Genomic DNA, 23,788 nt, shown 5'->3' on the forward strand with positions numbered 1-23,788 from the left:
GAGAAATAGTCAGAATGTCCGCCGCATCCGAACCTTTCGTCCCTGCCCCTGGGCTTGGCAACCCGCACCTGCAAACATTGTGGGGGCCGTTATGGCGGAAGTCCTGCCCCATCGATCGCGAACGGGAGCGGCTGTGGCTGGAAGACGGCGACTTCCTCGACCTCGACTGGTATGGACCCCATAGCGCCGAGGCGCCATTGGTACTGGTACTTCACGGGCTGACCGGTTCTTCCAACTCGCCCTACGTGACCGGGCTGCAACAAGCACTCAACGACCAAGGCTGGGCCAGCGTCGCGTTGAACTGGCGCGGGTGTTCGGGGGAGCCGAACCTGCTGCCCCGCAGCTACCATTCAGGAGTGAGCGAAGACCTGGCCGCCGCCCTGACGCATCTGCGCACCCGGCGACCTCTGGCGCCATTGTTTGCCGTGGGCTATTCACTGGGCGGCAACGTCTTGCTCAAGCATCTGGGCGAGACCGGCAGCGACAGCCAACTGCTGGGCGCGGTGGCCGTTTCGGTGCCGTTTCGCCTGGACCAGTGCGCCGATCGTATCGGGCAGGGCTTCTCCAAATTCTACCAAGCGCATTTCATGAGGGAGATGGTCGCCTACATGCGCAACAAACAGCGCCAATTCCAGCACGACGGACGCCAGGAAGGGCTTGCGGCCCTGGCCGCGCTGGGCTCGCTGGACAATATGCGCACGTTTTGGGATTTCGATGGGCGCGTCACCGCGCCCCTACACGGATTCTCGGATGCGGCGGACTATTATCGTCGCGCCTCCAGCCGCTATTTCATGGCGGAGATCAAAACGCCGACCTTGCTTATCCAGGCCGCCGACGATCCGTTCGTATTTCCCCACAGCCTGCCCGCCCCTGAAGAGTTGTCAGCGTCGACCCGGCTTGAATTGCATGCCCGAGGCGGACATGTCGGATTCGTCGACGGGACGTTACGGCGTCCCGGCTACTATCTGGAACGACGCATCCCCAAATGGCTCGCCACCCTGGGCCATGGCTGACGATTCGCAAGCGAGAAAACTTTTGTGGGAGCGAGCTTGCTCGCGATAGCGACAGATCAGCGACATGACTGATACACCGCCATCGCGAGCAAGCTCGCTCCCAATTGGTTGTAGGTGCCTCGTTATTCGCCCTTCGCCACGCCCCGCCGCGGATCATTGATCCACTCGCTCCACGAGCCGGCGTACAGCTTGCCCAACGGATACCCTGCCAGGCACAAGGCGAACAGGTTATGGCATGCTGTCACGCCCGAGCCGCAATAGGCCACCAGGCCGCTCGGCGAGCGATCGCCGAATTTTGCGGCAAAGCGCTGCTTGAGCTGGTCGGTCGGCAGGAACCGCCCATCGGCGCCAAGGTTATCGGTGAAGGCCGCGCATTGCGCGCCCGGGATATGCCCGGCCACCGGATCGATCGGCTCGACCTCACCTTTGAATCGCGGCAACGCCCGCGCATCCAGCAACGTCATGTCCGGCTGGCCGAGGCGTTGCTGCAATATGTCGGCACTGACCAGCAGATTCGCGTCCGGCGAACCACTGAAGGAGCCGGCCTGGATGGCCGGCGGATCGAGACTCAGGGGCAAACCGACCGTGTGCCAGGCCTTGAGCCCGCCGTCGAGAATGTAGACGCCCTCGCGCTTGCCCAGCCAGGCCAGCAGCCACCAGGCCCGGGCAGCGTAGGTACCGGGACCATCGTCGTACAGCACGACGTCACTCTCATTGTTAATGCCCCAGGCCTGCAGACGCGTAACCAAGGCCTCAGGTGCGGGCAAAGGATGGCGCCCGGTCACGCCTTTGACCACCGGACCGCTCAGGTCGCGCTCAAGGTCCGCGTGAGACGCACCGGCGATATGGCCTTCGGCATAACTGCGCTGGCCGTAGTCCGGGTCCTCCAGGGCAAAACGACAATCAAGGATCACCAGCCCAGGCTGTGATCGCCTCTGTTCTAGGGCCTGGGGGCTGATGAGTTGCGCGATGGGCATGGTGAACTCCTGTGGCTGAATCAAGCAGGTCCGATCCTTATTGCCCTTCCTCCAGGGTCTGGGCCAGGGGGACATAAAATTCTTTGAACAACGCATCCACCGCTTCACGGGCCTGGTCAGTCACGAAACCCGCCTCGAGCACCAGGACCTGGTATACGCCACGCTTGATGGCTTGTTCGCTCAAGTGGCTGGAGTTTTCACGGGTCGTGCACAGGAACCGTACCCAGGACGTGAGGATGATCCAGGCGTTGAGGGTCAGGGATTCGATCTGCACACGGTCCATCTTCAGGATACCGGCTTCGACGAAGCCCTCGTAGATGGCGGTGCCATGGATCAGGCAGCGCTGGGAAAACCGCCGATAACGCGCCGCAAGTTCCGGGTCGCTGTCGAGCAGGTGTTCCAGGTCGCGATGCAGGAACCGGTAACGCCACATCGCCGACAGCAGCTCTTGCAGATAAAAGCGCTTGTCGTCCACCGTGGCCAGGCGGCCTTGGGGCGGGCGCAAGAAGCTGTCCACCAGGTTTTCATACTCACTGAACAGCACGGCGATGATCGCCTGCTTGTTGGGGAAGTGGTAGTAGAGGTTGCCAGGGGACATCTCCATGTGAGCGGCAATATGGTTGGTGCTGACGCTGCGCTCGCCCTGGCGGTTGAACAACTCGAGGCTGTTCTGCACGATGCGCTCGCTGGTTTTCATTCGTGGGGCCATGGCTTGGGCTTTAATAAAAAGTGATCGAAGGGCATCTTACGACCTATCGGTCACAGGATAAAACCCAAGGGATTTACAGAGGCTCATTTGACTTTCTAGAGCATAAGCTCTAGAAAACACCGATGCCAATAATAATCCGGTGCCCGCCATGCCTGCTGATGTCGCTTACCTGCACGAGTCTCAACAGCAGCTGGACGAGCTCCAAGCGCTCTTCATCGCCCAGCGCCAAGCCTACGCGGCTCACCCGATGCCACCGGCGGCGCAGCGACTGCAATGGCTCAAGGCATTGGGCGAACTGTTGAGCAATGAACGGCAGGCCTTGATCGACGCCATCAGCGAGGATTTCAGCCACCGCAGCGCGGACGAAACATTGTTGGCCGAGCTGATGCCGAGCCTGCACGGTATCCATTACGCCAGGCGACACCTCAAAGGCTGGATGAAGCCCTCTCGACGCAAGGTTGGCCTGGCCTTCCAGCCGGCATCGGCCAAAGTGGTCTATCAGCCGCTGGGGGTGGTCGGGGTCATCGTGCCCTGGAACTATCCGCTCTTCCTGGCCATAGGGCCTTTGGTCGGAGCCTTGTCGGCGGGCAACCGGGTGATGCTAAAACTCAGCGAATCGACCCCTGCCACCGGCTTGTTGCTCAAGCAACTGCTGGCCCGGATATTTCCCCAGGACCTGGTGTCCGTCGTGCTTGGCGAAGCAGACGTAGGCATCGCGTTCTCCAGGCTGCCGTTCGATCACCTGCTGTTTACCGGCGCCACCAGCATCGGCAAGCACGTCATGCGTGCGGCCGCGGAAAACCTGACGCCCATCACCCTGGAACTGGGCGGAAAATCTCCGGCCATCGTTTCCGATGACGTCCCGCTTGAACACGCTGCCGAGCGCATCGCCTTCGGCAAGACCCTCAACGCCGGGCAAACCTGTGTCGCACCGGATTACGTGCTGGTGCCGCAAAATCGTGTCGGGGCGTTCGTCGAGGCGTATCGCGAGGCCGTACGCGGGTTCTATCCGACGTTGATTGACAACCCGGACTACACCGCCGTAATTAACGAACGACAACTGGCACGGCTTAACGGCTACATCGGCGATGCAACAAGCAAAGGGGCGTTGCTGATCGAGCTGTTCGAGCAAAGCCAGGGACAACGCATGGCCCACAGCCTTTTGCTCAATGTCACGGACGACATGACGGTCATGCAGGACGAGATTTTCGGGCCGCTGCTCCCCATCGTCCCTTATGAGAACCTCGACCAGGCATTTGCCTACATCAATCAGCGACCTCGCCCCTTGGCGCTCTACTATTTCGGCTACAACAAGACCGAACAGAATCGCGTACTCGACGAAACCCATTCCGGCGGCGTCTGCCTCAACGACACGCTGTTGCACGTGGCCCAGGACGATATGCCGTTTGGCGGTATTGGCGCCTCGGGGATGGGGCACTACCACGGACATGAGGGGTTCCTGACCTTCAGCAAGGCCAAGGGCGTGCTGGTCAAGCAGCGGTTCAACGCGGCGAAACTGATCTACCCGCCCTATGGAAAGCCGTTGCAGAAACTGATCCAGAAGCTGTTTATCCGCTAACCAGTGTCTTCCCGGGTAATAACAATAATGAACCCAAGCCTGACCGATAAGCCCGTCCTGTCACGACGCGGTTTACTGCAACTGAGCTTCGGCGCCAGCGCCTTCCTGGCCACGGTGGGATTGGGCGCCAGCCTGAGCGGCTGCTCCTCCAGCCAACCGGCCCTCGGGCTGGCGGCATTGCGCGACAGCGACTTGCCGTTCTTGCGTGCCGTGATAGCCGTCATGCTCGACGGGGCCACAACAGCTGGAACGCTCCCCGCCGCCACCGATGCCACGCTGCAAAGCCTGGATCGAGGGCTGGCGCACCTGTCGCCCGCCATGCTCAAGCTAACGCACCAGCTATTCGACGTGCTGACGCTGGGGATTACCCGCGGGCCGCTGACCGGGATCTGGGGCGCGTGGGAAAACGCCAGCGCCGATGACATTCGACAGTTTCTGACGCGGTGGGAAAACAGCTCGCTGAGCTTGTTGCGCCAAGGCCACGGCTCGTTGCTGCAAATGGTGATGATGGCGTGGTACAGCCGGCCCGAGTCCTGGGCCCATTGCGGGTACCCGGGACCACCGATGGTTTGAAAGCCACAGTGGACTCCAGCGCCGTCCATAACAACAAGGGACCCCTAGCATGCCCGTACCCGACCCGTTCCGTGAAGGCCTCGCCCGTGGCTGGACCACCTACAACGGCGCGCAACTGAGCCAGGACCTCACGCTGGAAGCGGACGTGGCGATCATCGGCAGCGGCGCCGGCGGTGGCACCACGGCGGAAATCCTCAGCGCCGCCGGTTACAAGGTATTGCTCATCGAAGAAGGGCCGCTGAAGACCAGCCACGACTTCACGCTGCGGGAGGACCAGGCCTATACCAGCCTGTACCAGGAAGGCCTCGGACGCATGAGCAAGGACGGCGCCATCACCATCCTCCAGGGACGTGCGGTGGGCGGCACGACGTTGATCAATTGGACTTCAAGCTTGCGCACCCCAACGCAAACCCTTGAGCACTGGGCGGCCGAACACAACGTCAAAGGCCACGGCCCCGCCGACATGGCCCCTTGGTTTGAACGGATGGAACAACGCCTCGGCGTGGCACCCTGGATGATTCCACCCAACGCCAACAACGACGTGATCCGCAAGGGCTGTGACCAATTGGGCTACGCCTGGCATGTCATCCCACGCAACGTGCGAGGTTGCTGGAACCTGGGATACTGCGGCATGGGCTGCCCGACCAACGCCAAGCAATCGATGCTCGTCACCACCATACCCGCCACGCTGGACAAGGGCGGCGCGCTGCTTTACCTCGCGAGGGCTGAGCGTCTGGTCATCAAAAACGATGCGGTCGTCGGCTTGGATTGCCTGGCCATGGACGAGCATTGCGTGGCACCGACCGGGCGGCGCATCACGATCAAGGCGCGGCATTATGTATTGGCCGGCGGCGGTATCAACAGCCCTGCCCTGCTGTTGCGCTCCGAGGCACCGGACCCGCACGGACGGCTGGGCCAGCGCACGTTCCTGCACCTCGTGAACATGTCGGCCGGCCAGTTCGATGAAGTGATCAACCCCTTCTACGGCGCTCCGCAGTCGATTTATTCGGATCATTTCCAATGGCAGGACGGCGTCAGCGGCAGGATGTCGTACAAGCTGGAAGTGCCGCCATTACATCCCGCCCTTGCCGCCACGCTGCTGGGTGGCTTCGGCGGCGAAAATGCGGCGCACATGGCTCACCTGCCCCATACCCATGCCATGCTGGCGTTGCTGCGTGACGGCTTCCATCCGGATAGCCCCGGCGGCAGCGTCGAATTGCGCAGCGACGGCACGCCAGTGCTCGACTATCAGCTGTCGCCCTACGCCTGGGATGGCCTGCGCCGGGCATTTCACAGCATGGCCGAAATCCAGTTCGCCGGAGGCGCCCGGGCCGTGATGCCCCTGCACAGCGATGCCCATTATGTGAAAACCCTGGCGCAGGCCCGCGAAATGATCGACGGGCTTGATATGGTCCTGTACCGCACGCGCCTGGGCAGTGCCCATGTCATGGGCGGCTGCGCCATGGGAGAAGATCCGAAGGCTGCCGTGACGGACAGCCTCGGCCGACATCATCAATTGGGCAATCTCTCCATTCACGACGGCTCGCTGTTCCCCACCAGCATCGGCGCCAACCCGCAATTGTCGGTGTATGGATTGACGGCACAACTGGCGACATCCCTGGTCGAACGTCTGGAAAAACCTTGAAAACATGGATTATTCGCAGCGTCTATAGTGCTTTCTTCGCCAACAGCCGACTTGGCCGGCCGAGATGGCTGCGATACCATCCGACTCCCCAACGGACTCCCGCCAGGACGACGCGATGAACCGAGTGTTGTACCCAGGTACCTTCGACCCTATTACCAAGGGCCATGGCGATCTGGTCGAACGCGCCTCGCGCCTGTTCGACCATGTGATCATCGCCGTCGCCGCCAGCCCGAAGAAAAACCCGCTGTTCCCGCTGGAACAACGAGTGGAGCTGGCCCGCGAGGTCACCAAGCACCTGCCCAACGTGGAAGTGGTCGGTTTCTCGACCCTGCTCGCGCATTTTGCCAAGGAAAAGAACGCCAACGTGTTCCTTCGTGGCCTGCGAGCGGTCTCGGATTTCGAGTACGAGTTCCAATTGGCGAACATGAATCGCCAGCTGGCGCCGGACGTCGAGAGTCTTTTCCTGACGCCGTCGGAACGCTATTCCTTCATTTCTTCGACGCTGGTGCGAGAAATCGCGGCCCTGGGCGGCGATATCACCAAGTTCGTCCACCCGGCGGTGGCCGACGCGCTGACCCTGCGCTTCAAGAAATAACCCCTCCGGGCGACGATCCCTAACGCGGCTCGACAGTCATGCGTGCGCAGTCCATCGCGCCCGCGTGCACTGCGCGCGTGATTGCGGCACAATTGCGTCTATTCGTTTTCAACTGCCCGGGCCCTACGCCCCGGCCGGAGTCTGCATGTCCCTTATCATCACCGACGACTGCATCAACTGCGACGTCTGCGAACCCGAGTGCCCGAACGAGGCCATTTCCCAAGGCGAAGAGATCTACGTCATCGACCCGAACCTGTGCACCCAGTGCGTCGGCCATTACGACGAACCCCAGTGCCAGCAAGTCTGCCCGGTGGATTGCATCCCGCTGGACGAGGCTCATCCGGAGACGGAAGAACAGCTGATGGCGAAATATCGCAGGATTACTGGCAAGGCTTGAGCTTCTGGACGGCCTTGCCGGCCCTATCGCGAGCAAGTGATTTATTTCTGCCACACAGCAGATCCCTGTGGAAGCGAACCTGCTCGCGACAGGGCCATCAGCCACACCACAAATGCACACAAGTGACGATTCACTCCTGCCGCTCGAACCCCTCACCGATACACCCCAGGCATCGCACGAATGTGGCCTTCGCCGGGTCCACCACCAACGCCTTGCCCGCATCGCCCACGCCGCCGCCCAGCGCGGTAAAGGGTAACGACACGACAAACGCGCCGGCGCCGATCACAGTGGCAGCGAGCAGCAGCGGTCGCGCGATCAGCAAGTCGCCGATCATGGCGTAGGCCGGTGGGTTCTGGATGGTGTAGCGCGGATCACCGCTTTCGGTGTTTGCGAATACAGGCAAACCGACACTCAGCGAGAGCGCCAGAACGACAGTTCGAATGAGACTCATGGGTGCGATCCTTCGGCTAAATCAATATGACTACTGACTATAGACCGTAGGACGAATCAACTCTGGCAGCGTGGACACCAGACACTCGCTCGCTGCCCCAGGCGGATCTCCCGCAGCCCCGTGCCGCACATCTTGCACGTCTGCCCGCCTCGTCCGTACACGAACAATTCCTGCTGGAAATACCCAGGCTGGCCGTCGCCGCCAATGAAATCCCGCAGCGTGGTCCCGCCGCGCTCGATGGCATGGGCGAGGATGCGTTTGATCTCGATCGCCAGTTTCAAATAGCGCGCCCGGGAAATGCCCCCCGCTTCGCGGCGCGGGTCGATTCCGGCGGCGAACAGCGCTTCCGTCGCATAAATATTGCCCACGCCCACGACGATCGCGTTATCCATAATGAACGGCTTGACCGCCATCGAGCGGCCGCGGGAAAGCTGGAAAAGCCGTTCGCCGTCGAACAGATCGGTCAGCGGCTCAGGCCCAAGGCGGATCAGGAGTTCGTGGTTGAGCGGATCAAGACTCCAGAGCATCGCGCCGAAGCGACGAGGGTCGGTGTAGCGCAGAGCCAGGCCCGACTCCAGTTCGATATCGACATGCTCATGCCTCGCGGCGGGCATGCCGGTTTCAACCAGCCGCAAATTGCCGGACATGCCCAGATGACTGATCAACGTGCCGACTTCGGCGTTGATCAGCAAATACTTGGCCCGCCGTTCCACTTGAACGATGCGCTGCCCCGAGAGGCGCACATCGAGGTCTTCAGGAATCGGCCAGCGCAAGCGGTGATCGCGCACCACCACGCGGCTGACCCGCTGCCCCTCGAGATGTGGCGCGATTCCGCGGCGAGTGGTTTCGACTTCCGGCAGTTCTGGCATGGGGTTCTCGAATCAGGCGAAGACTGGCATTCAACGACTGGCCAGGTCGCGTATTTCCTGTTTCTGGGTCTGGAAGTCATATTCCGACAACCCGATATAGTCGAGCACCAGCGGTCCGACGCATTCCCACTCGTGATCGTCGGCCTGGTTACCCAGCACGCGGTGGGACGAGCAGATGTTTTCCGACATCTTCAGGATCGCCAGCAGGTTTTTCAGCGGGCAGTTATTGCGCGCATTTTCGTCGCTGAAGATCGCCAGGGCGTTGTGGTGATTGGCGATGGCCTGGCTGACATGGTCCGGCAGGCGCCAGGACTTGGACGTGTAGTAACCGACCACGGCATGGTTGGTATTGAACACACGGTTTTCGGTGTCCACCACCCGGCATTCGGCACTGGCGTTGGCGTAGGCCTCCTCCAGCACGCTCATGTAGGTTGGGAATTGCTTGAGCATCAGCGGCACGCCACAGTCGTGGAACAGCCCGAGGGCGTAGGCTTCGTCACCATTCTGCATACCGAGGCGCTTGGCCAGGGTCAGGCAGGTCATCGCCACGTCCTGGGCGGTGTCCCAGAAACGATTCAAGGTCACGATGGTGTCGTCGTGCAACTCTCCCTTGATCGATTGGGCATTGATCAGGTTAATGATCGAACGGCTGCCCAGCAGGTTCACCGCGCGCTGGATCGAGGTGATCTTGTTGCTCAAGCCGTAATACGGCGAATTGACGATCTTGAGCAAGGCCCCGGAGAGGCCCGGATCCTGGGAAATCAGCTTGGCGATGGTCTCCAGGTCCGGATCGGGCATGTACTGCTCCATCTGCAGATCCACCATGATTTGCGGCTGCGGCGGGACGCTGATCCCTTGCAGGGACTGTTGGATCTGTTCGGTGGAAAGCTCTTTGGACATGGGTACGCACTCTGGGCCAGGCGGGGATTCTAACCCTTAAAGATAAATCCGGCACACCGCCGGGTAGACCGGCGGAACTTTCATTCAAGCCTCGGCTTCGGATTTTGTAGGACCGACAACCAAGCCTGCATACCGGCTTAGGTCGGCAGCTCACCCACTCAGCTTGAGGAGATTTTTCATGCCCGGCTCCCTGAATGACAAACGCGTGGCCATCCTGGTGACAAATGGTTTTGAACAGGCCGAACTGACCGGTCCGAAGCAGGCGCTGGAGCAGGCCGGGGCCAAGGTGGAAATCGTTTCGGCCAGCGAAGGCCAGGTCAAAGGGTGGAACCATGACCAGCCGGCCGACGATTTCCAGGTCGACCTGACGTTCAAGGCCGCCAATGTCGAGCAATACGATGCCGTGGTGCTGCCCGGTGGGGTACAGAACTCCGACACGATCCGTATCGACCCCGACGCCCAGAACCTGGTCAAGGGCTTCGAGGCGGCCGGCAAGCCCATCGCAGTGATTTGCCATGGCGGCTGGTTGCTGGTGTCGAGCGGGCTGGTCAAAGGCAAGACCATGACCAGCTACAAGACCCTCAAGGATGATTTGACCAATGCCGGCGCGAACTGGGTCGATCAGGAAGTGGTCAAGGATGGCAAACTGATCAGCAGCCGCCAGCCTGATGACATTCCTGCTTTCAACCGCGAGCTGATCAGCGCGCTGTCCGCCTGAAGCCGTTACATTGCGGCGAGGCGAGCGCGCTCCTTCGCCGCATGTCCAGCATAAGCCCCGCAACGGTTGCAACACGGTATACTCCCGCTCTTTTTTCCGGAGCGACGTCATGTCCCTGCCTAGCCTGCGCCTCAAAGCCAACGCCGACCGTCGCCTGCGCGCCGGCCATTTGTGGGTCTACAGTAACGAAATCGACGTAGCCGCCACCCCGCTGCACGGTTTCAAGGCTGGCGACCAGGCCATCCTGGAGGCTGCGGGCGGCAAGCCGCTGGGCATCGTCGCGATGAGCCCCAACAACCTGATCTGCGCCCGATTGCTGTCCCGTGACGTGAAGCTGCCCCTGGACAAATCCCTGCTGGTGCATCGCCTCAACGTGGCGTTGTCCCTGCGCGAGCGCCTGTTCGACAAGCCGTTCTATCGCTTGGTCTATGGTGATTCCGATTTGCTGCCGGGGCTGGTGGTCGACCGTTTCGGCGACATCCTGGTGGTCCAGATCGCTTCCGCCACTATGGAAGCCCATAAAGACGACGTGATCGCCGCCCTGACCCAGGTCCTCAAGCCAAGCGGCATCCTGTTCAAGAACGACTCCGCGGCCCGTGACGCCGAAGGCCTCGAACGCTACGTCGAGACCGTGTTCGGCCTGGTACCGGAATGGGTCGCCCTGGAAGAGAACGGCGTGAAGTTCGAAGCCCCGGTGAGGGAAGGCCAGAAGACCGGCTGGTTCTATGACCATCGCATGAACCGCGCGCGCCTGGCGCCGTATGCCAAGGGCAAGCGCGTGCTGGACCTGTTCAGCTACATTGGCGGCTGGGGCGTGCAAGCCGCCGCGTTCGGGGCCAGCGAAGTCTTCTGCGTCGACGCATCGGCATTCGCCCTTGACGGCGTGGAGCGCAACGCTGCCCTGAACGGCTTCGCCGAACGGCTGACCTGCATCGAAGGCGATGTATTCGAAGCCTTGAAGGAGCTCAAGGCCGGCGAGGAGCGTTTCGACGTCATCGTGGCCGACCCGCCCGCCTTCATCAAGCGCAAGAAGGATCTGAAGAACGGCGAAGGCGCCTACCGACGCCTCAACGAGCAAGCCATGCGCCTGCTCAGCAAGGACGGCATCCTGGTCAGCGCTTCGTGCTCGATGCACTTGCCCGAGGACGACCTGCAAAACATCCTGCTGACCAGCGCCCGTCACCTGGACCGCAACATCCAATTGCTCGAACGCGGCGGCCAAGGCCCAGACCATCCGGTGCATCCGGCAATCGCCGAAACGCGCTACATCAAGAGCATTACCTGCCGTCTGCTGCCCAACAGCTAAGGCCTTGTTGGGCGTAGCCGCTGCTGCGCCCAGCCTGCAACAATTAGAACGTCCCCACGCAGCCCAGGCTGCGTTTTTTTTGGTCGTAAGAAAAGTTACCGCATCAGGAAGCAAATAATTGTATTAGTAGATCTTGTATGAACTATCCCACGCAATTACTGGAGCCGTCCTACCTGATATTTGCTTGCCATGCATTCGTTAGAAACTATGATTGAGCTGTCACACCGGAAGTGACAACCCATAGTAAAAAACAACACTTAACGAACAAGGAGTTTCGTCATGAAAACAATTACCCTCGAAGTCAGCAAAATCGCCAACCTGGCAGGCTTGGTGACGCCTAAAGCCCGCTAAGCAAGACGACGGGGACGCGGTTGCCGGCGCCTCGCCCCCTTCTTTCTCTTCGCCACAGCGGAAACGATGCCATGCAAATAAACCCTTGCCTGTTCATATTGGCGCGCCCACCCCATCAAGTCGTATGGAATTATGAACAACACACCCAGTTCGAACTGGACATCTATTACGCAACCAGACTGGCGCAACTTATAAACGACCCTTCACGATTCGATCGTTCAAACCCCATCGACAGGGAATTTGCCAAAGTCGATATATTGGTCGAGGGTCGGACTAAGAATATTGACTGGAAGTGGGACGAACTCTCCAGGATCTTTCATATCGGAACAAAAAACATTCCCTGCGAGAGCGTCCCCCAGGATGTGGACGAATGGGCGACGCTTTACCTGCACCATTGCGCCGAAGTCCTCTCCTCTCCCGCGCCCCCAGCCAGGACAACACCCTGTCCCGTCGGGCGAACCGTCCTTGAGCGCCCTTCATGGGATGAACTCAAAGAGGTGTCGCTGGTACGGACGCTCGTCAGCCGAAGCACCTCCCGCTCATTCGACAATCGCGCCATTTCCATTGCTCAGGTCAGCACTCTCCTTTACCTGGCCTTGGGTTACCTGAACGAACGATCATGCCCTCTCGAACGGTTCGCCGCGCGAAGAAGCAGCCCCTCGGGTGGTGGTCTTAATGCCTGCGAAGGTTATTTGTACGTGCGTAACGTCACGGGACTTGATGCGGGCCTCTATGCCTATCACCCGGACGAACATTCGGTCAGCCTGATCCGGACGCTGCCGGATGAATCCCTGGGCCAGCTGCTGTGCGGCCAGCATTTCATCAACAACCTGCCGTTCGGGCTGTTCATTACTTCGCGCTTCGACAAGCTCTGGTGGAAGTACGAACATTCGCGCGCCTATCGGATGGCTTTTGTCGAGACCGGCCATGTCTCCCAGAGCTTCCTGATGGTAGCCACCGCCATGGGCCTCGATACATGGCTGACAGGGGCCTTGGCCGACTGCCAGGTGGAGCACTTGCTCGGCCTTGAGGGAACCCCCGAACAACCGTTGTTCTTTGTCGGCTGCGGCCACGGTGACGGCCAGGTCCACTGCCGCGAGTTGATATCGTTGCTCGACGAACAGGACGCTGCGCCATGAGCGAGCAGACCTTTGTCCAGCCACCGCTTTACTCCTTGGCCGACTGGAATCGCAAAGCCGCCGTACGAGCAGGTAAGGACGACTATCGCCTGCCTGACGATCTGGAGCGGCAGTTATCGAGCCGGCACTGGTTTCCACCAGCCTTCATTCCCTATGTCGAACACCCGTTGGTCATACACGCAGGTCAATCCGTTGCCCAACGGCTGGCGGCCAATCACCTGGTGTACTTCCTCGATTACACGACGATGCTGGAACACCGGATCGTCAACCGCTCCGTGGAGGCACTGGTCCATGGCGAACTGGCCGTGCCGATTCCGACCGAAATGAAAACCGCGGCCCTGCAGCTGTATACGGACGAGGGCTACCACGCACTGTTTTCCAACGAGGTGGCTGAACAGATCGCTGCCTTGTACGGCATCCAGGATCGCCCTCCGGCCAGGCGAATCGGTCGGCTGTTGGGCGTGATCCAAAAATGCCCACCCCCGGACCGCCCCCTCGCGTGGTTCCTGTTGGGGTTTGTCTCCGAAACGATCATTGCCCGGGAGCTGCTCACCCTCACCCGGAAAACCTTGGTCTGTACGGTCTACCGCATGCTCAAAACTCATCTGCAGGACGAAGCGCGCCACAGCCGATACTTCAGCGAGGTCTTCGGCTACCTCTGGCCGATTCTCGACGCAACACAACACGAGTGGGCGGCGAGGCTGCTGTTGGAGATCATCGGGCTTTATTTCGAACCGGATATCCCCTGGTTGATGGGCAGCCTCGCCAGCGTGGGCTTCGACGAGACGGCATCCCTCCAGATCGTTGCCGACATCGTGCCGCCACACGCCCATGCCGCACGGGTTCGCTCAGGTGCGGTATCGACATTCGCGGCCATGCAACGAGCCGGTTTTTTTGACAATGACCACAACCGAGCGCTCTTTTGCGAGGCGGGGTTCCTTGATGGCTGACCTATCCAGTCGTCCATCTGCGGACAAGCCAGCCATCGTCGGGCTCCTGACGATGTTGACGCTGCTTGGCGTGTTTCCGATCGATGTTGTACTGCCTTCGTTTCCGGCGCTGGCTGGGCACTTTCGCAACTCATCCTCAGACATTGCCCTGTCTGTCAGCCTGTTTGCCGTAGGCATTGCGCTCTCACAGCTATTGATTGGCCCGCTTTCCGATGCCATGGGCCGCAAGACACTGTTGTTGGTCGGCATCGCCGTCTCGGTTGTCGGCGCAGCGGGGTGCACCTTGACTGACGACTTCCGGCTGTTCCTGGTTTTTCGAATCATCCAGGCGTTGGGGTGCGGTTGCTTTGTGCTCTCCCAGGCACTGGTCCAGGACCTGTTTACCGGAACGCAACAGCAGCGGCTGCGTATCTTTCTGGTCACCTGCGGCGGCGTCTTTATTTCCATCTCGCCACTGGCCGGCACTGGCCTCCAAGGTTGGATGGGGTGGCGCGGCAGTTTTCTGGTGTTCATCGTACTGGCAATCGGCGCATTTGCCGGCGCCTGTCTTTTACTTGAAGGCCCGGCCCAAAACTGCCGATCCACGCGGATGAACTTCTTTGCGTCTTATCGCAGAGTCTGCGGTCATTTCAGCTTCATGGCCTATTGGCTGATTTCGGCACTCGCGTTTTCCTGTCATTTTTCATTCATTGTCATTTCGCCATTGATCTTCATCGACCAATTGCAGCTCTCGCAGCAGGCTTTCTCAGTGATGCTGCTGGGCTATGGGCTGGCCTATATCGGCGGCGGCGCATTCGCGACCGTACTCGACAACCGAATCGACTCGCACACCCAGATCATCACTGGCCTGAGCCTGATCCTAACGGCGGGTCTATCGATGCTGGTGCTTTTCTACATCATTGGCCTGTCCATCACGACCGTTCTGCTGCCCATGGTTGTATGCACCACTGGCACAACGATTGCGCGCGCCGCCGCCCATACCCGGGCGATGAACACCTTTGCGGAGCAAGCGGGTACCTCCGCATCGGCGGGCAGCGTGCTGATCTTCATCACGGGCGGCCTGGCCAGCGCCGGCATCAGCCTCTCTCCCTTACCCTTGCCTTTCACGCTTGCGCTATGCCTGATCGCATTCAGCCTCCTTGGCATGACGCTCAACACGCTGGTCAGGCTTCGTCACCGAAGGTTATTGCCCGGCTGAACGCTGCCAGTCGTCATCCCGAGCGTGACATTGGCGACAGATCGGCGCTTTGCGTCATTTCATCCTGGCGCCAGCGGTGTAGAATCGGGGGCATTCATCGCCATTCATCCCCGGCGGGTTTATGAGCTCATGCTGAGGCACGCAGCGATCCTGCAAAGTCATCGGCCACTTCCGGACACACCGCCAATCCCGAGTGTTCCAGACGTCGACAGAAGCTCACTCCCCATTGATACCTGATAAGTACCTGATTAGCCGCCCGGAGTGCTCCATGCCTGATTACCGTTCGAAAACATCCACCCATGGCCGCAACATGGCCGGCGCCCGTGCATTGTGGCGCGCCACGGGGATGAAGGATGACGACTTCAAGAAGCCGATCATCGCCATTGCCAACTCTTTCACCCAGTTCGTACCGGGTCACGTCCACCTCAAGGACCTGGGCCAATTGGTTGCCCGTGAAATCGAACGTGCCGGCGGTGTTGCCAAGGAATTCAACACCATCGCCGTGGACGACGGCATCGCGATGGGCCACGACGGCATGCTTTATTCGCTGCCCAGTCGCGAGATCATCGCCGACTCGGTCGAGTACATGGTCAACGCCCACTGTGCCGACGCCATCGTCTGTATCTCCAACTGCGACAAGATCACCCCCGGCATGCTCATGGCCGCACTGCGCCTGAACATCCCGGTGATCTTCGTTTCCGGCGGCCCGATGGAAGCCGGCAAGACCAAGCTCGCCAGCCACGGCCTCGACCTGGTGGACGCGATGGTAATCGCCGCCGACTCCAGCGCTTCTGACGAGAAGGTCGCCGAGTACGAGCGCAGCGCCTGTCCGACCTGCGGTTCGTGCTCCGGCATGTTCACCGCCAACTCGATGAACTGCCTGACCGAAGCCCTGGGCCTGGCATTGCCAGGCAACGGTTCGACCCTGGCCACCCACAGCGACCGCGAGCAACTGTTCCTGCAGGCCGGCCGGACCATCGTCGAGCTGTGCAAGCGTTACTACGGCGAAAACGATGAATCGGTGCTGCCACGCAACATTGCCAACTTCAAGGCGTTCGAGAATGCCATGACGCTGGACATCGCCATGGGCGGTTCCACCAACACCATCCTGCACTTGCTCGCTGCCGCTCAGGAAGCCGAGATCGACTTCGATCTGCGCGACATCGACCGCCTGTCCCGTCACGTACCGCAGCTGTGCAAAGTCGCGCCGAACATCCAGAAGTACCATATGGAAGACGTGCACCGCGCCGGCGGCATCTTCAGCATCCTCGGCTCCCTGGCCCGAGGCGGTCTGTTGCATACCGACCTGCCAACGGTACACAGCAAGACCATGGCCGAGGCCATCGCCAAGTGGGACATCACCCAGACCACCGACGAAGCCGTGCATCACTTCTTCAAGGCCGGCCCGGCGGGCATCCCGACCCAAACTGCCTTCAGCCAATCGACTCGCTGGGAAACCCTGGATGACGACCGTGAAAACGGCTGCATCCGCAGCGTCGAGCACGCCTACTCCAAGGAAGGTGGCCTGGCTGTGTTGTACGGCAACATTGCCTTGGACGGCTGCGTGGTAAAAACCGCCGGCGTCGACGAGTCGATCCATGTATTCGAAGGCAACGCCAAGATCTTCGAAAGCCAGGACAGCGCCGTGCGCGGCATCCTTGCCGATGAAGTGAAGGCCGGCGATATCGTGATCATTCGCTACGAAGGCCCTAAAGGCGGCCCGGGCATGCAGGAAATGCTCTACCCGACGTCCTACCTGAAGTCCAAAGGCCTGGGCAAAGCCTGCGCGCTGCTGACGGACGGGCGGTTCTCTGGCGGCACCTCTGGCCTGTCCATTGGCCACGCTTCGCCGGAAGCGGCGGCTGGCGGCGCCATTGGCCTGGTGCGCGATGGCGACAAGGTATTGATCGACATTCCCAACCGCTCGATCAACCTGCTGATCAGCGACGAAGAATTGGCCGAACGCCGCGTCGAGCAGGACAAGAAAGGCTGGAAGCCGGTGGAAGTGCGTCCGCGCAAAGTCACCACCGCCCTAAAGGCCTACGCCCTCCTCGCCACCAGCGCCGACAAAGGTGCGGTGCGCAACAAGGCGATGCTTGACGGGTTATAAGCGTCCTAGCTTCGAACAAAATGCCCCGCCAAGCGCGGGGCATTTTTTGGGCTTCAGTCTGACCCTTTTGGGCCAAGTGCTCCCTCGCCACAGGGTTACTTGGTATCAGTGTGGGGGACGGGTTACTGAATGTCCTCGGGCTTGACGATCACCCAGTTCTTGTCAGCCGTCACCGGCAATCCTTCCTTGGCCTGGGCGGCGGCGTGCTTGGCCATCATGCCGTTGATCTGGGTCATGTACTTGTCCTTGCGGTTGACCCACAGGTGGATGCCGTCCTTGGCCACGTCCACATCGTGGAACAACATGTAGCCGTCGCTGCTCGGCGTATCGCCGGCGACGAGTACGGGTTTTTTCCATTCGTCGATGTAGGTCAGGATCGCCGCATGCTTGCCGGCCATCCAGGTCGCCGGGGTCCAGAGGTAGGGGGTGTACTCCAGGCCCAGGTTGGCCTTCTCGTCGTATTTGCCGTTTGTGATCTGTTTGCGCGCGGTGGTCAGCTCGCCGGTCTTGCGGTCCTTGAGCAGCGTGGTCACGCCGATCACGTTCTGCGGCTTGAGGTTGTAGCCGTACTTCGGATCGGCCGCGACCATGCGCACCAGCTCTTCGGAAGCCGCGGTCATGACGTAGACCTCGATACCGTTTTCCATCAGTTTGTTGTACAGCTCGGTCTGGCCGGTGAAGATTTTCGGCGGGTTGACGTTGTACTGGACCACCTTGTCGCCATCGTAATAGGTGGTCGGCACCGGTTTGCCTGAAGCCATCAATTCATCGACATAACCCTTCAGCTCCTTGAGCGTGAACCCAGAGAACACCTGGGCCACCCACGGGTAGCAAACCATGTCGTCCAGTTCGCACAGGCGGTAGTAATAGCTGAAGAGGCTTTCCTTGTGTTCAGCCGTATCCTTGAACGGCATCAGCTTCAGGGATGGGTCCAGGGTTTCACGGCTGATGAGGCCCTTGTTCTCCATGAACGGCAACAGCGACTCCTCCAGGTCGTAGCGGTAGCTGGTGTTGTCCATGTCAAAGACCGCGTAGTTACCCTTGTTGGCGTTGGCCGCGATCATCGCTTCCAGCGCCTTGGCCTGTTCCGTCGGCCAGTGCTTGAGATCGGTGGCGAGCGCTTGGCCGACGAGGCCCAAGCCTAGAGCGACAGCGAGCAGGTGCGGTACGAGCTTCATCGGCGTTTACTCCCAGTTTGTAAGAGTTCGACGCTAACAAATGCCTGTGACGGATCCCGCCTGTGGGCGACCGCTTGCGTCCCGATAACGGCAGCGGCATGTCCGTGGGCGCCAGCGCCTTATTCCAGAAGCGACAGTAATCATTCTTTTTTAGTATTAATTCTTTAGATATCAGACTGTTAGGCTTTCCGGCTCACAGTCGCGGCTCGTGGCGACTGGCAAAGTCTTATCGGAGCTTTTCATGAATGTGCCGCTGATACTCAATCTGCTGGTGTTCATTGGCCTGCTGTTCGGCCTGGCGCAAACCCGCCACAGCACCTGGAGCCTGGCCAAAAAGGTCTTGCTGGCGCTGGCGCTGGGCGTGGTGTTCGGTATCGCCCTGCATACGATTTATGGGGCAGCGAATCCCGTGCTCAAAGCGTCGATCGGTTGGTTCGACCTCGTGGGCAATGGCTATGTGCAGTTGCTGCAGATGATCGTGATCCCGCTGGTCTTCGCCTCGATCCTCAGCGCCGTGGCCCGCCTGCACAATGCCGCGTCCCTGGGCAAGATCAGCTTCCTGACCATCGGTACGCTGCTGTTCACCACCGCCATCGCGGCGCTGATCGGCATCGGCCTGACCAACCTGTTCGGCCTCACCGCCGAGGGCCTGGTGGCCGGCACCCAGGAACTGGCGCGCCTGCAAGTGATCCAGGGCGACTACGCCGCAAAGGTCGCCAACCTGAACATTCCGCAGCTGCTGCTTTCGTTCATTCCACAGAATCCTTTTGCCGACCTCGCCCGGGCGAAGCCGACGTCGATCATCAGCGTGGTGATTTTCGCCGCGTTCCTCGGTGTCGCCGCGTTGCAGTTGCTCAAGGATGACGCCGAGAAAGGCCAGAAGGTGGTCGACGCCATCGACACCCTGCAAAGCTGGGTGACGCGCCTGGTGCGCCTGGTGATGAAGCTCACGCCATACGGCGTGCTGGCGCTGATGACGAAGGTGGTCGCCGGCTCGAATCTGCAGGACATCATCAAGCTCGGTAGTTTCGTAGTGGTGTCGTACCTGGGGCTGGGCTTGATGTTCGTGGTCCATGGCCTGCTGGTGTCGGCCGCCGGGATCAACCCGCTGCGTTTCTTCCGCAAGATCTGGCCGGTGTTGACGTTCGCCTTCACCAGCCGTTCCAGCGCCGCGACCATTCCGTTGAGCATCGAGGCCCAGACCAGTCGCCTCGGCATTCCCCGGGCGATCGCCAGCTTCAGCGCCTCGTTCGGCGCCACCATCGGCCAGAACGGTTGTGCCGGGCTGTATCCGGCGATGCTGGCGGTGATGGTCGCGCCCACCGTGGGCATCAACCCGCTGGATCCGGTGTGGATCGCAACGCTGGTCGCCATCGTGACCTTGAGTTCGGCGGGCGTGGCAGGAGTCGGTGGTGGCGCGACGTTCGCCGCGCTGATCGTGCTGCCGGCCATGGGTTTGCCGGTCTCGCTGGTGGCGCTGCTTATTTCGGTGGAGCCGCTGATCGACATGGGCCGCACTGCATTGAATGTCAGTGGCTCGATCACTGCGGGGGCGATTACCAGCCAGGTGATGCAGCAGACTGACAAAGCACTGCTCGATGCCGACGAGCATGGGGAGTTGGCGCAGGCTTGACGGGGGGCCTGTTAAATCGGCTATCGCGAGCAAGCTTGCTCGCGATGCTTCAGCGTTTTTCCCAGACTTCGAAACTGTAGGCCGGCTTGTCCCCTTCGGCCGGATTCGGCTGGTTCGAAACCAGCTTCCACTGGTTCGAATCAAACGCCGGGAACCAAGCATCCCCTTCCGGGCTCAGCGCCACGCGGGTCAGGTACAGCCGATCCGCCTGATCCAATGCCTGGGCATAGAGCTGGGCACCGCCGATCAGCATCAGCTCGTCCACGCCTTGTTCCAGCGCCCAGGCTTCGGCCCGTTCCACTGCGGCTTCAAGCGTGGAATAAACCTGCGCGCCTTCCAAAACCAGGCCGGGTTGGCGGCTCACCACGATATTCAAGCGACCCGGCAGCGGTCGACCGAGGGAGTCCCAGGTCTTGCGGCCCATGATGATCGGCTTGCCCAGAGTGGTGGCCTTGAAATATTTGAAATCCCCCGGCAAGTGCCAGGGCATGGTGTTGTCGATGCCGATCACACGGTTTTCACCGAGGGCTGCGATCAGGCTTAAGGGAAGAGTTTTTTTCATGAGGGCGAGAATACCAGAGGCCCGGACTGGCGCCACAGCGGTTATGCTCTTTGCTCATTCGAGCAACGGAAGCGCCCGTGACAGAACTGCAGAACCTCTGGTTGACCGAGACGATACGCCTGCGTGAAGAACACGCCGGCCCGCTCGAGGACCAGGAAGCCAATCGCCTGGCCCGCGCGGCAGGAGGCGATCTATCCACCCGCATCCGCCACCGCGCCCGCTGGCTGGCCGACCGCGACGGCCTTGCTCAAGCCCTGCGCCACTGGCTGCAGGGAGCGCGGCTGGCGCTGATGGCGTTGGCGGTGCTCGCCATCGCCAGCGGCGCCGGCCTGGGGTTCGCCGCCCTCGGCGATGGACGCGCGCCGGTCAACGTTTTCTGGGCCTTGGGCAGCCTGTTGGGGCTGAACCTGCTCCTGCTCATTGGCTGGCTCCTGGGCCTGCTGTTCGCTGGGGAGCAAGGCGCCACGCTGGGACGCCTTTGGCTGTGGCTCAGCGAAAAACTGGCGCGCGATGCCAAGGCTGCCCAACTGGCGCCAGCCCTGCTGCTGTTGTTGCAACGGCACCGGCTCAATCGCTGGGCGCTCGGCGTGCTGGTCAACGGCTTGTGGCTACTGGCGATGCTCAGCGCGCTGGTCATCGTACTGATGCTGATGGCGACCCGGCGTTATGGCTTCGTCTGGGAAACCACGATTCTGGGCGGCGATACCTTTGTCGCCATGACCCAGGCCCTCGGTGCGCTGCCCGCCCTGCTGGGCTTCAGCGTGCCGACCGTCGAGATGATCCGCGCCAGCGGTGACGCCGCGTTGGATATCGAGAGCGCCCGCCAGGCCTGGGCCGGGTGGTTGGTCGGCGTCTTGCTGGTCTACGGCGTGCTGCCGCGCCTGTGCCTGACGCTGCTGTGCCTGTGGCGATGGCGTCGTGGCCGCGCCAGACTTCGCCTGGACTTGAACCTGCCCGGTTACGCGCAGTTGCGCGAGCGGTTGATGCCCAGCAGCGAGCGCCTGGGGGTCAACGATGCCGCGCCCGCACAGTTGCACAGAATCGACAGCGCCGTCGGGGCAATGGAAAGTGACGGCGCGTTGCTGGTGGCGATCGAGCTGGACGAACGTCCCTGGCCGCCCAAGCTGCCCGACTCCGTTAAAAACGCCGGCATCCTCGACAGCCGCGAGTCCCGCCACAGACTCTTGGAACAACTGTCGCGTTTCCCACCCGCGCGCCTGGCGATTGCCTGCGACCCCCGGCGTTCGCCGGACCGTGGAAGCCTAGCGTTGATTGCCGAGCTGGCCCGCAGCGCCAGCGCTACCCGTATCTGGTTATTGCAGGCGCCACCCGGCGAAGCGCTGGACGGCGAGCGCCTGGGTGATTGGCATAACGCGCTGCAACAGTTGGAGTTGCCGTTCGCCGATTGCGCCCCGATGAACTGGCTGGAGACCGGCCATGACTGAATCCATCAAGCCCCTGAAGCTCGCGGTGGTCGGCCACACCAATGTCGGCAAGACCTCCTTGCTGCGCACCCTGACCCGCGACGTCGGCTTCGGCGAGGTGTCCCATCGCCCGAGCACCACCCGTCACGTCGAAGGGGCTCGCCTGTCGGTGGATGGCCAGGCGCTGCTGGAACTGTACGACACGCCGGGGCTGGAAGACGCCATCGCCCTGCTCGATTACCTGGAACGCCTGGAGCGGCCGGGCGAACGCCTGGACGGCCCGGCACGCCTGGCGCGCTTCCTCGATGGCAGTGAGGCCCGGCAACGCTTTGAGCAGGAAGCCAAGGTGCTGCGGCAGTTGCTCGCCAGCGATGCCGGACTGTATGTCATTGATGCCCGCGAGCCAGTGCTGGCCAAATACCGCGATGAGTTGGAAGTCCTCGCCAGTTGCGGCAAACCGCTGCTACCGGTGCTCAACTTCGTCAGCAGCGCCCAGCATCGCGAACCTGAGTGGCGCGAAGCCCTGGCGCGATTGGGCCTGCATGCGCTGGTGCGCTTCGACAGCGTCGCCCCGCCGGAAGACGGCGAACGGCGCCTGTACGAAAGCCTTGCGCTGTTGCTGGAAAACGCTCGCGAACAGCTGGAGCGACTGATCGATGATCAACAGGCCCAGCGCCAGGCTCGCCAGCAGAGCGCAAAGCGCCTGATCGCCGAACTTCTGATCGACTGTGCCGCCTGCCGACGCAGCGTCGCCAGCGATGCGGATCTGGAGCACCAGGCCATCGGCCAATTGCGCGACGCCGTCCGTCAGCGCGAGCAGCGCTGCGTTGAAGCGCTGCTCAAGCTTTACGCTTTCCGTGCCCAGGACGCGGCCGCCAGCGATTTGCCTCTGCTGGACGGTCGTTGGGGCGATGACCTGTTCAATCCCGACACCCTCAAGCAATTGGGCGTGCGAGTCGGTGGCGGGATCGCGGCCGGGGCAGCGGCGGGTGCGGGCGTGGATTTGCTGGTGGGAGGGTTGACCCTTGGCGCCGCAGCCCTGGCCGGAGCCATTGCCGGCGGTGCGCTGCAAACCGCCCGCAGCTATGGCAACCGGTTGATGGGCAAGCTCAAGGGCCAGCGCGAACTGACCGTGGACGACAGCGTGCTGCGCCTCCTGGCCTTGCGCCAACGGCAATTGCTGCAAGCGATCAATCAGCGCGGTCATGCGGCGATGGACAGTATCCGTATCGCCACGCCCCACGATAAGACATGGCGCGAAGGCAGGTTGCCCGAAGCATTGAACAAGGCCCGGGCGTATCCGCAGTGGTCGTCGCTCAACCCCAGTCCCCGCTTGAGCCAGGCCGAGCGGCAAGAGCAGATCGAGCTATTGGCCGAGCAGCTTTAGACACCGTCATTTCTGTGGTGAGGGCATTTATCCCCGTTGGGTCGCGAAGCGGCCCCCTGCTTTTTGGATGTGCGGCTGTGGTCGATATTTTTTTGGGGGCGCTTCGCACCCCAGCGGGGATAAA

General features: G+C 61.3%; 22 protein-coding genes. 15 read left to right on the forward strand and 7 right to left on the reverse strand.

The window, feature by feature from the left end:
- Positions 1-14 precede the first annotated feature (14 nt).
- Positions 15-1,013 (forward strand): hydrolase, encoded by a 999-nt coding sequence (locus J3P76_RS24035; RefSeq protein WP_434649750.1) that lies wholly within the window; start codon positions 15-17, stop codon positions 1,011-1,013.
- A gap of 122 nt (positions 1,014-1,135) precedes the next feature.
- Here J3P76_RS24035 and J3P76_RS24040 read toward each other — a convergent pair whose 3' ends face one another.
- On the reverse strand, positions 1,136-1,990 hold the full coding sequence (locus tag J3P76_RS24040) for a sulfurtransferase (RefSeq protein ID WP_434701313.1): 855 nt from the start codon (positions 1,988-1,990) through the stop codon (positions 1,136-1,138).
- Positions 1,991-2,027: 37 nt separating this feature from the next.
- The gene (locus tag J3P76_RS24045) at positions 2,028-2,699 is read right to left on the reverse strand and encodes a TetR/AcrR family transcriptional regulator (protein ID WP_420765050.1); all 672 of its coding nucleotides are present in this window, start codon (positions 2,697-2,699) and stop codon (positions 2,028-2,030) included.
- 148 nt (positions 2,700-2,847) lie between these two features.
- Here J3P76_RS24045 and J3P76_RS24050 point away from each other — a divergent pair, with 148 nt between their 5' ends.
- The 5 genes from J3P76_RS24050 (at position 2,848) to J3P76_RS24070 (ending at position 7,488) form a co-directional block, all read left to right on the forward strand.
- On the forward strand, positions 2,848-4,278 hold the full coding sequence (locus J3P76_RS24050; RefSeq protein WP_434609020.1) for a coniferyl aldehyde dehydrogenase: 1,431 nt from the start codon (positions 2,848-2,850) through the stop codon (positions 4,276-4,278).
- A gap of 27 nt (positions 4,279-4,305) precedes the next feature.
- Positions 4,306-4,851, forward strand: coding sequence for a twin-arginine translocation pathway signal protein (locus J3P76_RS24055; RefSeq protein ID WP_434701314.1), 546 nt, complete (start codon positions 4,306-4,308; stop codon positions 4,849-4,851).
- A 49-nt stretch (positions 4,852-4,900) separates the two neighbouring features.
- Positions 4,901-6,496: a GMC family oxidoreductase N-terminal domain-containing protein gene (locus tag J3P76_RS24060; protein WP_434701315.1), complete on the forward strand. Its 1,596-nt coding sequence runs from the start codon at positions 4,901-4,903 to the stop codon at positions 6,494-6,496.
- Positions 6,497-6,611: 115 nt separating this feature from the next.
- Positions 6,612-7,091, forward strand: a complete 480-nt coding sequence (gene coaD, locus J3P76_RS24065; protein WP_007897855.1) for a pantetheine-phosphate adenylyltransferase — start codon at positions 6,612-6,614, stop codon at positions 7,089-7,091.
- 145 nt (positions 7,092-7,236) lie between these two features.
- Entirely contained in the window at positions 7,237-7,488 is a 252-nt protein-coding gene (locus J3P76_RS24070) for a YfhL family 4Fe-4S dicluster ferredoxin (RefSeq protein WP_009683359.1), read from the forward strand.
- 130 nt (positions 7,489-7,618) lie between these two features.
- On the opposite strand, the gene J3P76_RS24075 is transcribed toward J3P76_RS24070, so the two are convergent.
- Genes J3P76_RS24075 through J3P76_RS24085 form a run of 3 tightly spaced genes read right to left on the reverse strand, consistent with a single transcriptional unit; the run spans position 7,619 to position 9,708 of the window.
- The gene (locus J3P76_RS24075; RefSeq protein WP_434701316.1) at positions 7,619-7,939 is read right to left on the reverse strand and encodes a multidrug transporter; all 321 of its coding nucleotides are present in this window, start codon (positions 7,937-7,939) and stop codon (positions 7,619-7,621) included.
- A gap of 56 nt (positions 7,940-7,995) precedes the next feature.
- Entirely contained in the window at positions 7,996-8,808 is an 813-nt protein-coding gene (gene mutM / locus J3P76_RS24080; RefSeq protein WP_420765055.1) for a bifunctional DNA-formamidopyrimidine glycosylase/DNA-(apurinic or apyrimidinic site) lyase, read from the reverse strand.
- A 30-nt stretch (positions 8,809-8,838) separates the two neighbouring features.
- The gene (locus J3P76_RS24085; protein WP_434609013.1) at positions 8,839-9,708 is read right to left on the reverse strand and encodes an HDOD domain-containing protein; all 870 of its coding nucleotides are present in this window, start codon (positions 9,706-9,708) and stop codon (positions 8,839-8,841) included.
- Between the two features lie 178 nt (positions 9,709-9,886).
- Between J3P76_RS24085 and J3P76_RS24090 the strand changes: the two genes are divergently transcribed.
- From J3P76_RS24090 to ilvD, 6 genes are all read left to right on the forward strand, one after another.
- Positions 9,887-10,426 carry a type 1 glutamine amidotransferase domain-containing protein gene (locus tag J3P76_RS24090; protein WP_434561773.1) on the forward strand — a complete coding sequence of 180 codons (540 nt, stop codon included), beginning with the start codon at positions 9,887-9,889 and terminating at the stop codon, positions 10,424-10,426.
- A 109-nt stretch (positions 10,427-10,535) separates the two neighbouring features.
- A complete protein-coding gene (locus J3P76_RS24095; RefSeq protein ID WP_434701317.1) occupies positions 10,536-11,732 on the forward strand; it encodes a class I SAM-dependent rRNA methyltransferase in 1,197 nt (398 codons plus the stop codon).
- Between the two features lie 422 nt (positions 11,733-12,154).
- Complete coding sequence (locus J3P76_RS24100) at positions 12,155-13,222, forward strand: SagB family peptide dehydrogenase (RefSeq protein ID WP_434609009.1); 1,068 nt, start codon at positions 12,155-12,157, stop codon at positions 13,220-13,222.
- Positions 13,219-14,172 carry a diiron oxygenase gene (locus J3P76_RS24105; protein WP_434675522.1) on the forward strand — a complete coding sequence of 318 codons (954 nt, stop codon included), beginning with the start codon at positions 13,219-13,221 and terminating at the stop codon, positions 14,170-14,172. The genes J3P76_RS24100 and J3P76_RS24105 overlap by 4 nt, the downstream gene beginning before the upstream one ends.
- Positions 14,165-15,370 carry an MFS transporter gene (locus J3P76_RS24110; RefSeq protein ID WP_434701318.1) on the forward strand — a complete coding sequence of 402 codons (1,206 nt, stop codon included), beginning with the start codon at positions 14,165-14,167 and terminating at the stop codon, positions 15,368-15,370. Before J3P76_RS24105 ends, J3P76_RS24110 begins: the two co-directional genes overlap by 8 nt.
- A gap of 268 nt (positions 15,371-15,638) precedes the next feature.
- Positions 15,639-17,480: a dihydroxy-acid dehydratase gene (gene ilvD, locus J3P76_RS24115; RefSeq protein WP_420765062.1), complete on the forward strand. Its 1,842-nt coding sequence runs from the start codon at positions 15,639-15,641 to the stop codon at positions 17,478-17,480.
- Positions 17,481-17,602: 122 nt separating this feature from the next.
- Here ilvD and J3P76_RS24120 read toward each other — a convergent pair whose 3' ends face one another.
- Entirely contained in the window at positions 17,603-18,658 is a 1,056-nt protein-coding gene (locus tag J3P76_RS24120; RefSeq protein WP_434701319.1) for a haloacid dehalogenase-like hydrolase, read from the reverse strand.
- Between the two features lie 241 nt (positions 18,659-18,899).
- Here J3P76_RS24120 and J3P76_RS24125 point away from each other — a divergent pair, with 241 nt between their 5' ends.
- On the forward strand, positions 18,900-20,291 hold the full coding sequence (locus tag J3P76_RS24125; RefSeq protein ID WP_434701320.1) for an L-cystine transporter: 1,392 nt from the start codon (positions 18,900-18,902) through the stop codon (positions 20,289-20,291).
- A 49-nt stretch (positions 20,292-20,340) separates the two neighbouring features.
- On the opposite strand, the gene J3P76_RS24130 is transcribed toward J3P76_RS24125, so the two are convergent.
- Complete coding sequence (locus J3P76_RS24130; RefSeq protein WP_434561759.1) at positions 20,341-20,853, reverse strand: dihydrofolate reductase; 513 nt, start codon at positions 20,851-20,853, stop codon at positions 20,341-20,343.
- A 77-nt stretch (positions 20,854-20,930) separates the two neighbouring features.
- Between J3P76_RS24130 and J3P76_RS24135 the strand changes: the two genes are divergently transcribed.
- Together J3P76_RS24135 and J3P76_RS24140 are read left to right on the forward strand one after the other, a co-directional pair.
- Entirely contained in the window at positions 20,931-22,298 is a 1,368-nt protein-coding gene (locus tag J3P76_RS24135) for a DUF2868 domain-containing protein (RefSeq protein ID WP_434649736.1), read from the forward strand.
- A complete protein-coding gene (locus tag J3P76_RS24140; protein WP_434649734.1) occupies positions 22,291-23,664 on the forward strand; it encodes a GTPase/DUF3482 domain-containing protein in 1,374 nt (457 codons plus the stop codon). Before J3P76_RS24135 ends, J3P76_RS24140 begins: the two co-directional genes overlap by 8 nt.
- Positions 23,665-23,788 lie beyond the last annotated feature (124 nt).

It is taken from the genome of Pseudomonas sp. D1-36 (genome assembly GCF_051132205.1).
Taxonomy (GTDB): Bacteria; Pseudomonadota; Gammaproteobacteria; order Pseudomonadales; family Pseudomonadaceae; genus Aquipseudomonas.

Excerpts from the sequence above, each read along its gene's own strand:
- J3P76_RS24035 (WP_434649750.1), top strand. The coding sequence starts at position 15 with ATGTCCGCCGCATCCGAACCTTTCGTCCCTGCCCCTGGGCTTGGCAAC.
- J3P76_RS24040 (WP_434701313.1), bottom strand. The coding sequence starts at position 1,990 with ATGCCCATCGCGCAACTCATCAGCCCCCAGGCCCTAGAACAGAGGCGA.
- J3P76_RS24045 (WP_420765050.1), bottom strand. The coding sequence starts at position 2,699 with ATGGCCCCACGAATGAAAACCAGCGAGCGCATCGTGCAGAACAGCCTC.
- J3P76_RS24050 (WP_434609020.1), top strand. The coding sequence starts at position 2,848 with ATGCCTGCTGATGTCGCTTACCTGCACGAGTCTCAACAGCAGCTGGAC.
- J3P76_RS24055 (WP_434701314.1), top strand. The coding sequence starts at position 4,306 with ATGAACCCAAGCCTGACCGATAAGCCCGTCCTGTCACGACGCGGTTTA.
- J3P76_RS24060 (WP_434701315.1), top strand. The coding sequence starts at position 4,901 with ATGCCCGTACCCGACCCGTTCCGTGAAGGCCTCGCCCGTGGCTGGACC.
- coaD (WP_007897855.1), top strand. The coding sequence starts at position 6,612 with ATGAACCGAGTGTTGTACCCAGGTACCTTCGACCCTATTACCAAGGGC.
- J3P76_RS24070 (WP_009683359.1), top strand. The coding sequence starts at position 7,237 with ATGTCCCTTATCATCACCGACGACTGCATCAACTGCGACGTCTGCGAA.
- J3P76_RS24075 (WP_434701316.1), bottom strand. The coding sequence starts at position 7,939 with ATGAGTCTCATTCGAACTGTCGTTCTGGCGCTCTCGCTGAGTGTCGGT.
- mutM (WP_420765055.1), bottom strand. The coding sequence starts at position 8,808 with ATGCCAGAACTGCCGGAAGTCGAAACCACTCGCCGCGGAATCGCGCCA.
- J3P76_RS24085 (WP_434609013.1), bottom strand. The coding sequence starts at position 9,708 with ATGTCCAAAGAGCTTTCCACCGAACAGATCCAACAGTCCCTGCAAGGG.
- J3P76_RS24090 (WP_434561773.1), top strand. The coding sequence starts at position 9,887 with ATGCCCGGCTCCCTGAATGACAAACGCGTGGCCATCCTGGTGACAAAT.
- J3P76_RS24095 (WP_434701317.1), top strand. The coding sequence starts at position 10,536 with ATGTCCCTGCCTAGCCTGCGCCTCAAAGCCAACGCCGACCGTCGCCTG.
- J3P76_RS24100 (WP_434609009.1), top strand. The coding sequence starts at position 12,155 with ATGCAAATAAACCCTTGCCTGTTCATATTGGCGCGCCCACCCCATCAA.
- J3P76_RS24105 (WP_434675522.1), top strand. The coding sequence starts at position 13,219 with ATGAGCGAGCAGACCTTTGTCCAGCCACCGCTTTACTCCTTGGCCGAC.
- J3P76_RS24110 (WP_434701318.1), top strand. The coding sequence starts at position 14,165 with ATGGCTGACCTATCCAGTCGTCCATCTGCGGACAAGCCAGCCATCGTC.
- ilvD (WP_420765062.1), top strand. The coding sequence starts at position 15,639 with ATGCCTGATTACCGTTCGAAAACATCCACCCATGGCCGCAACATGGCC.
- J3P76_RS24120 (WP_434701319.1), bottom strand. The coding sequence starts at position 18,658 with ATGAAGCTCGTACCGCACCTGCTCGCTGTCGCTCTAGGCTTGGGCCTC.
- J3P76_RS24125 (WP_434701320.1), top strand. The coding sequence starts at position 18,900 with ATGAATGTGCCGCTGATACTCAATCTGCTGGTGTTCATTGGCCTGCTG.
- J3P76_RS24130 (WP_434561759.1), bottom strand. The coding sequence starts at position 20,853 with ATGAAAAAAACTCTTCCCTTAAGCCTGATCGCAGCCCTCGGTGAAAAC.
- J3P76_RS24140 (WP_434649734.1), top strand. The coding sequence starts at position 22,291 with ATGACTGAATCCATCAAGCCCCTGAAGCTCGCGGTGGTCGGCCACACC.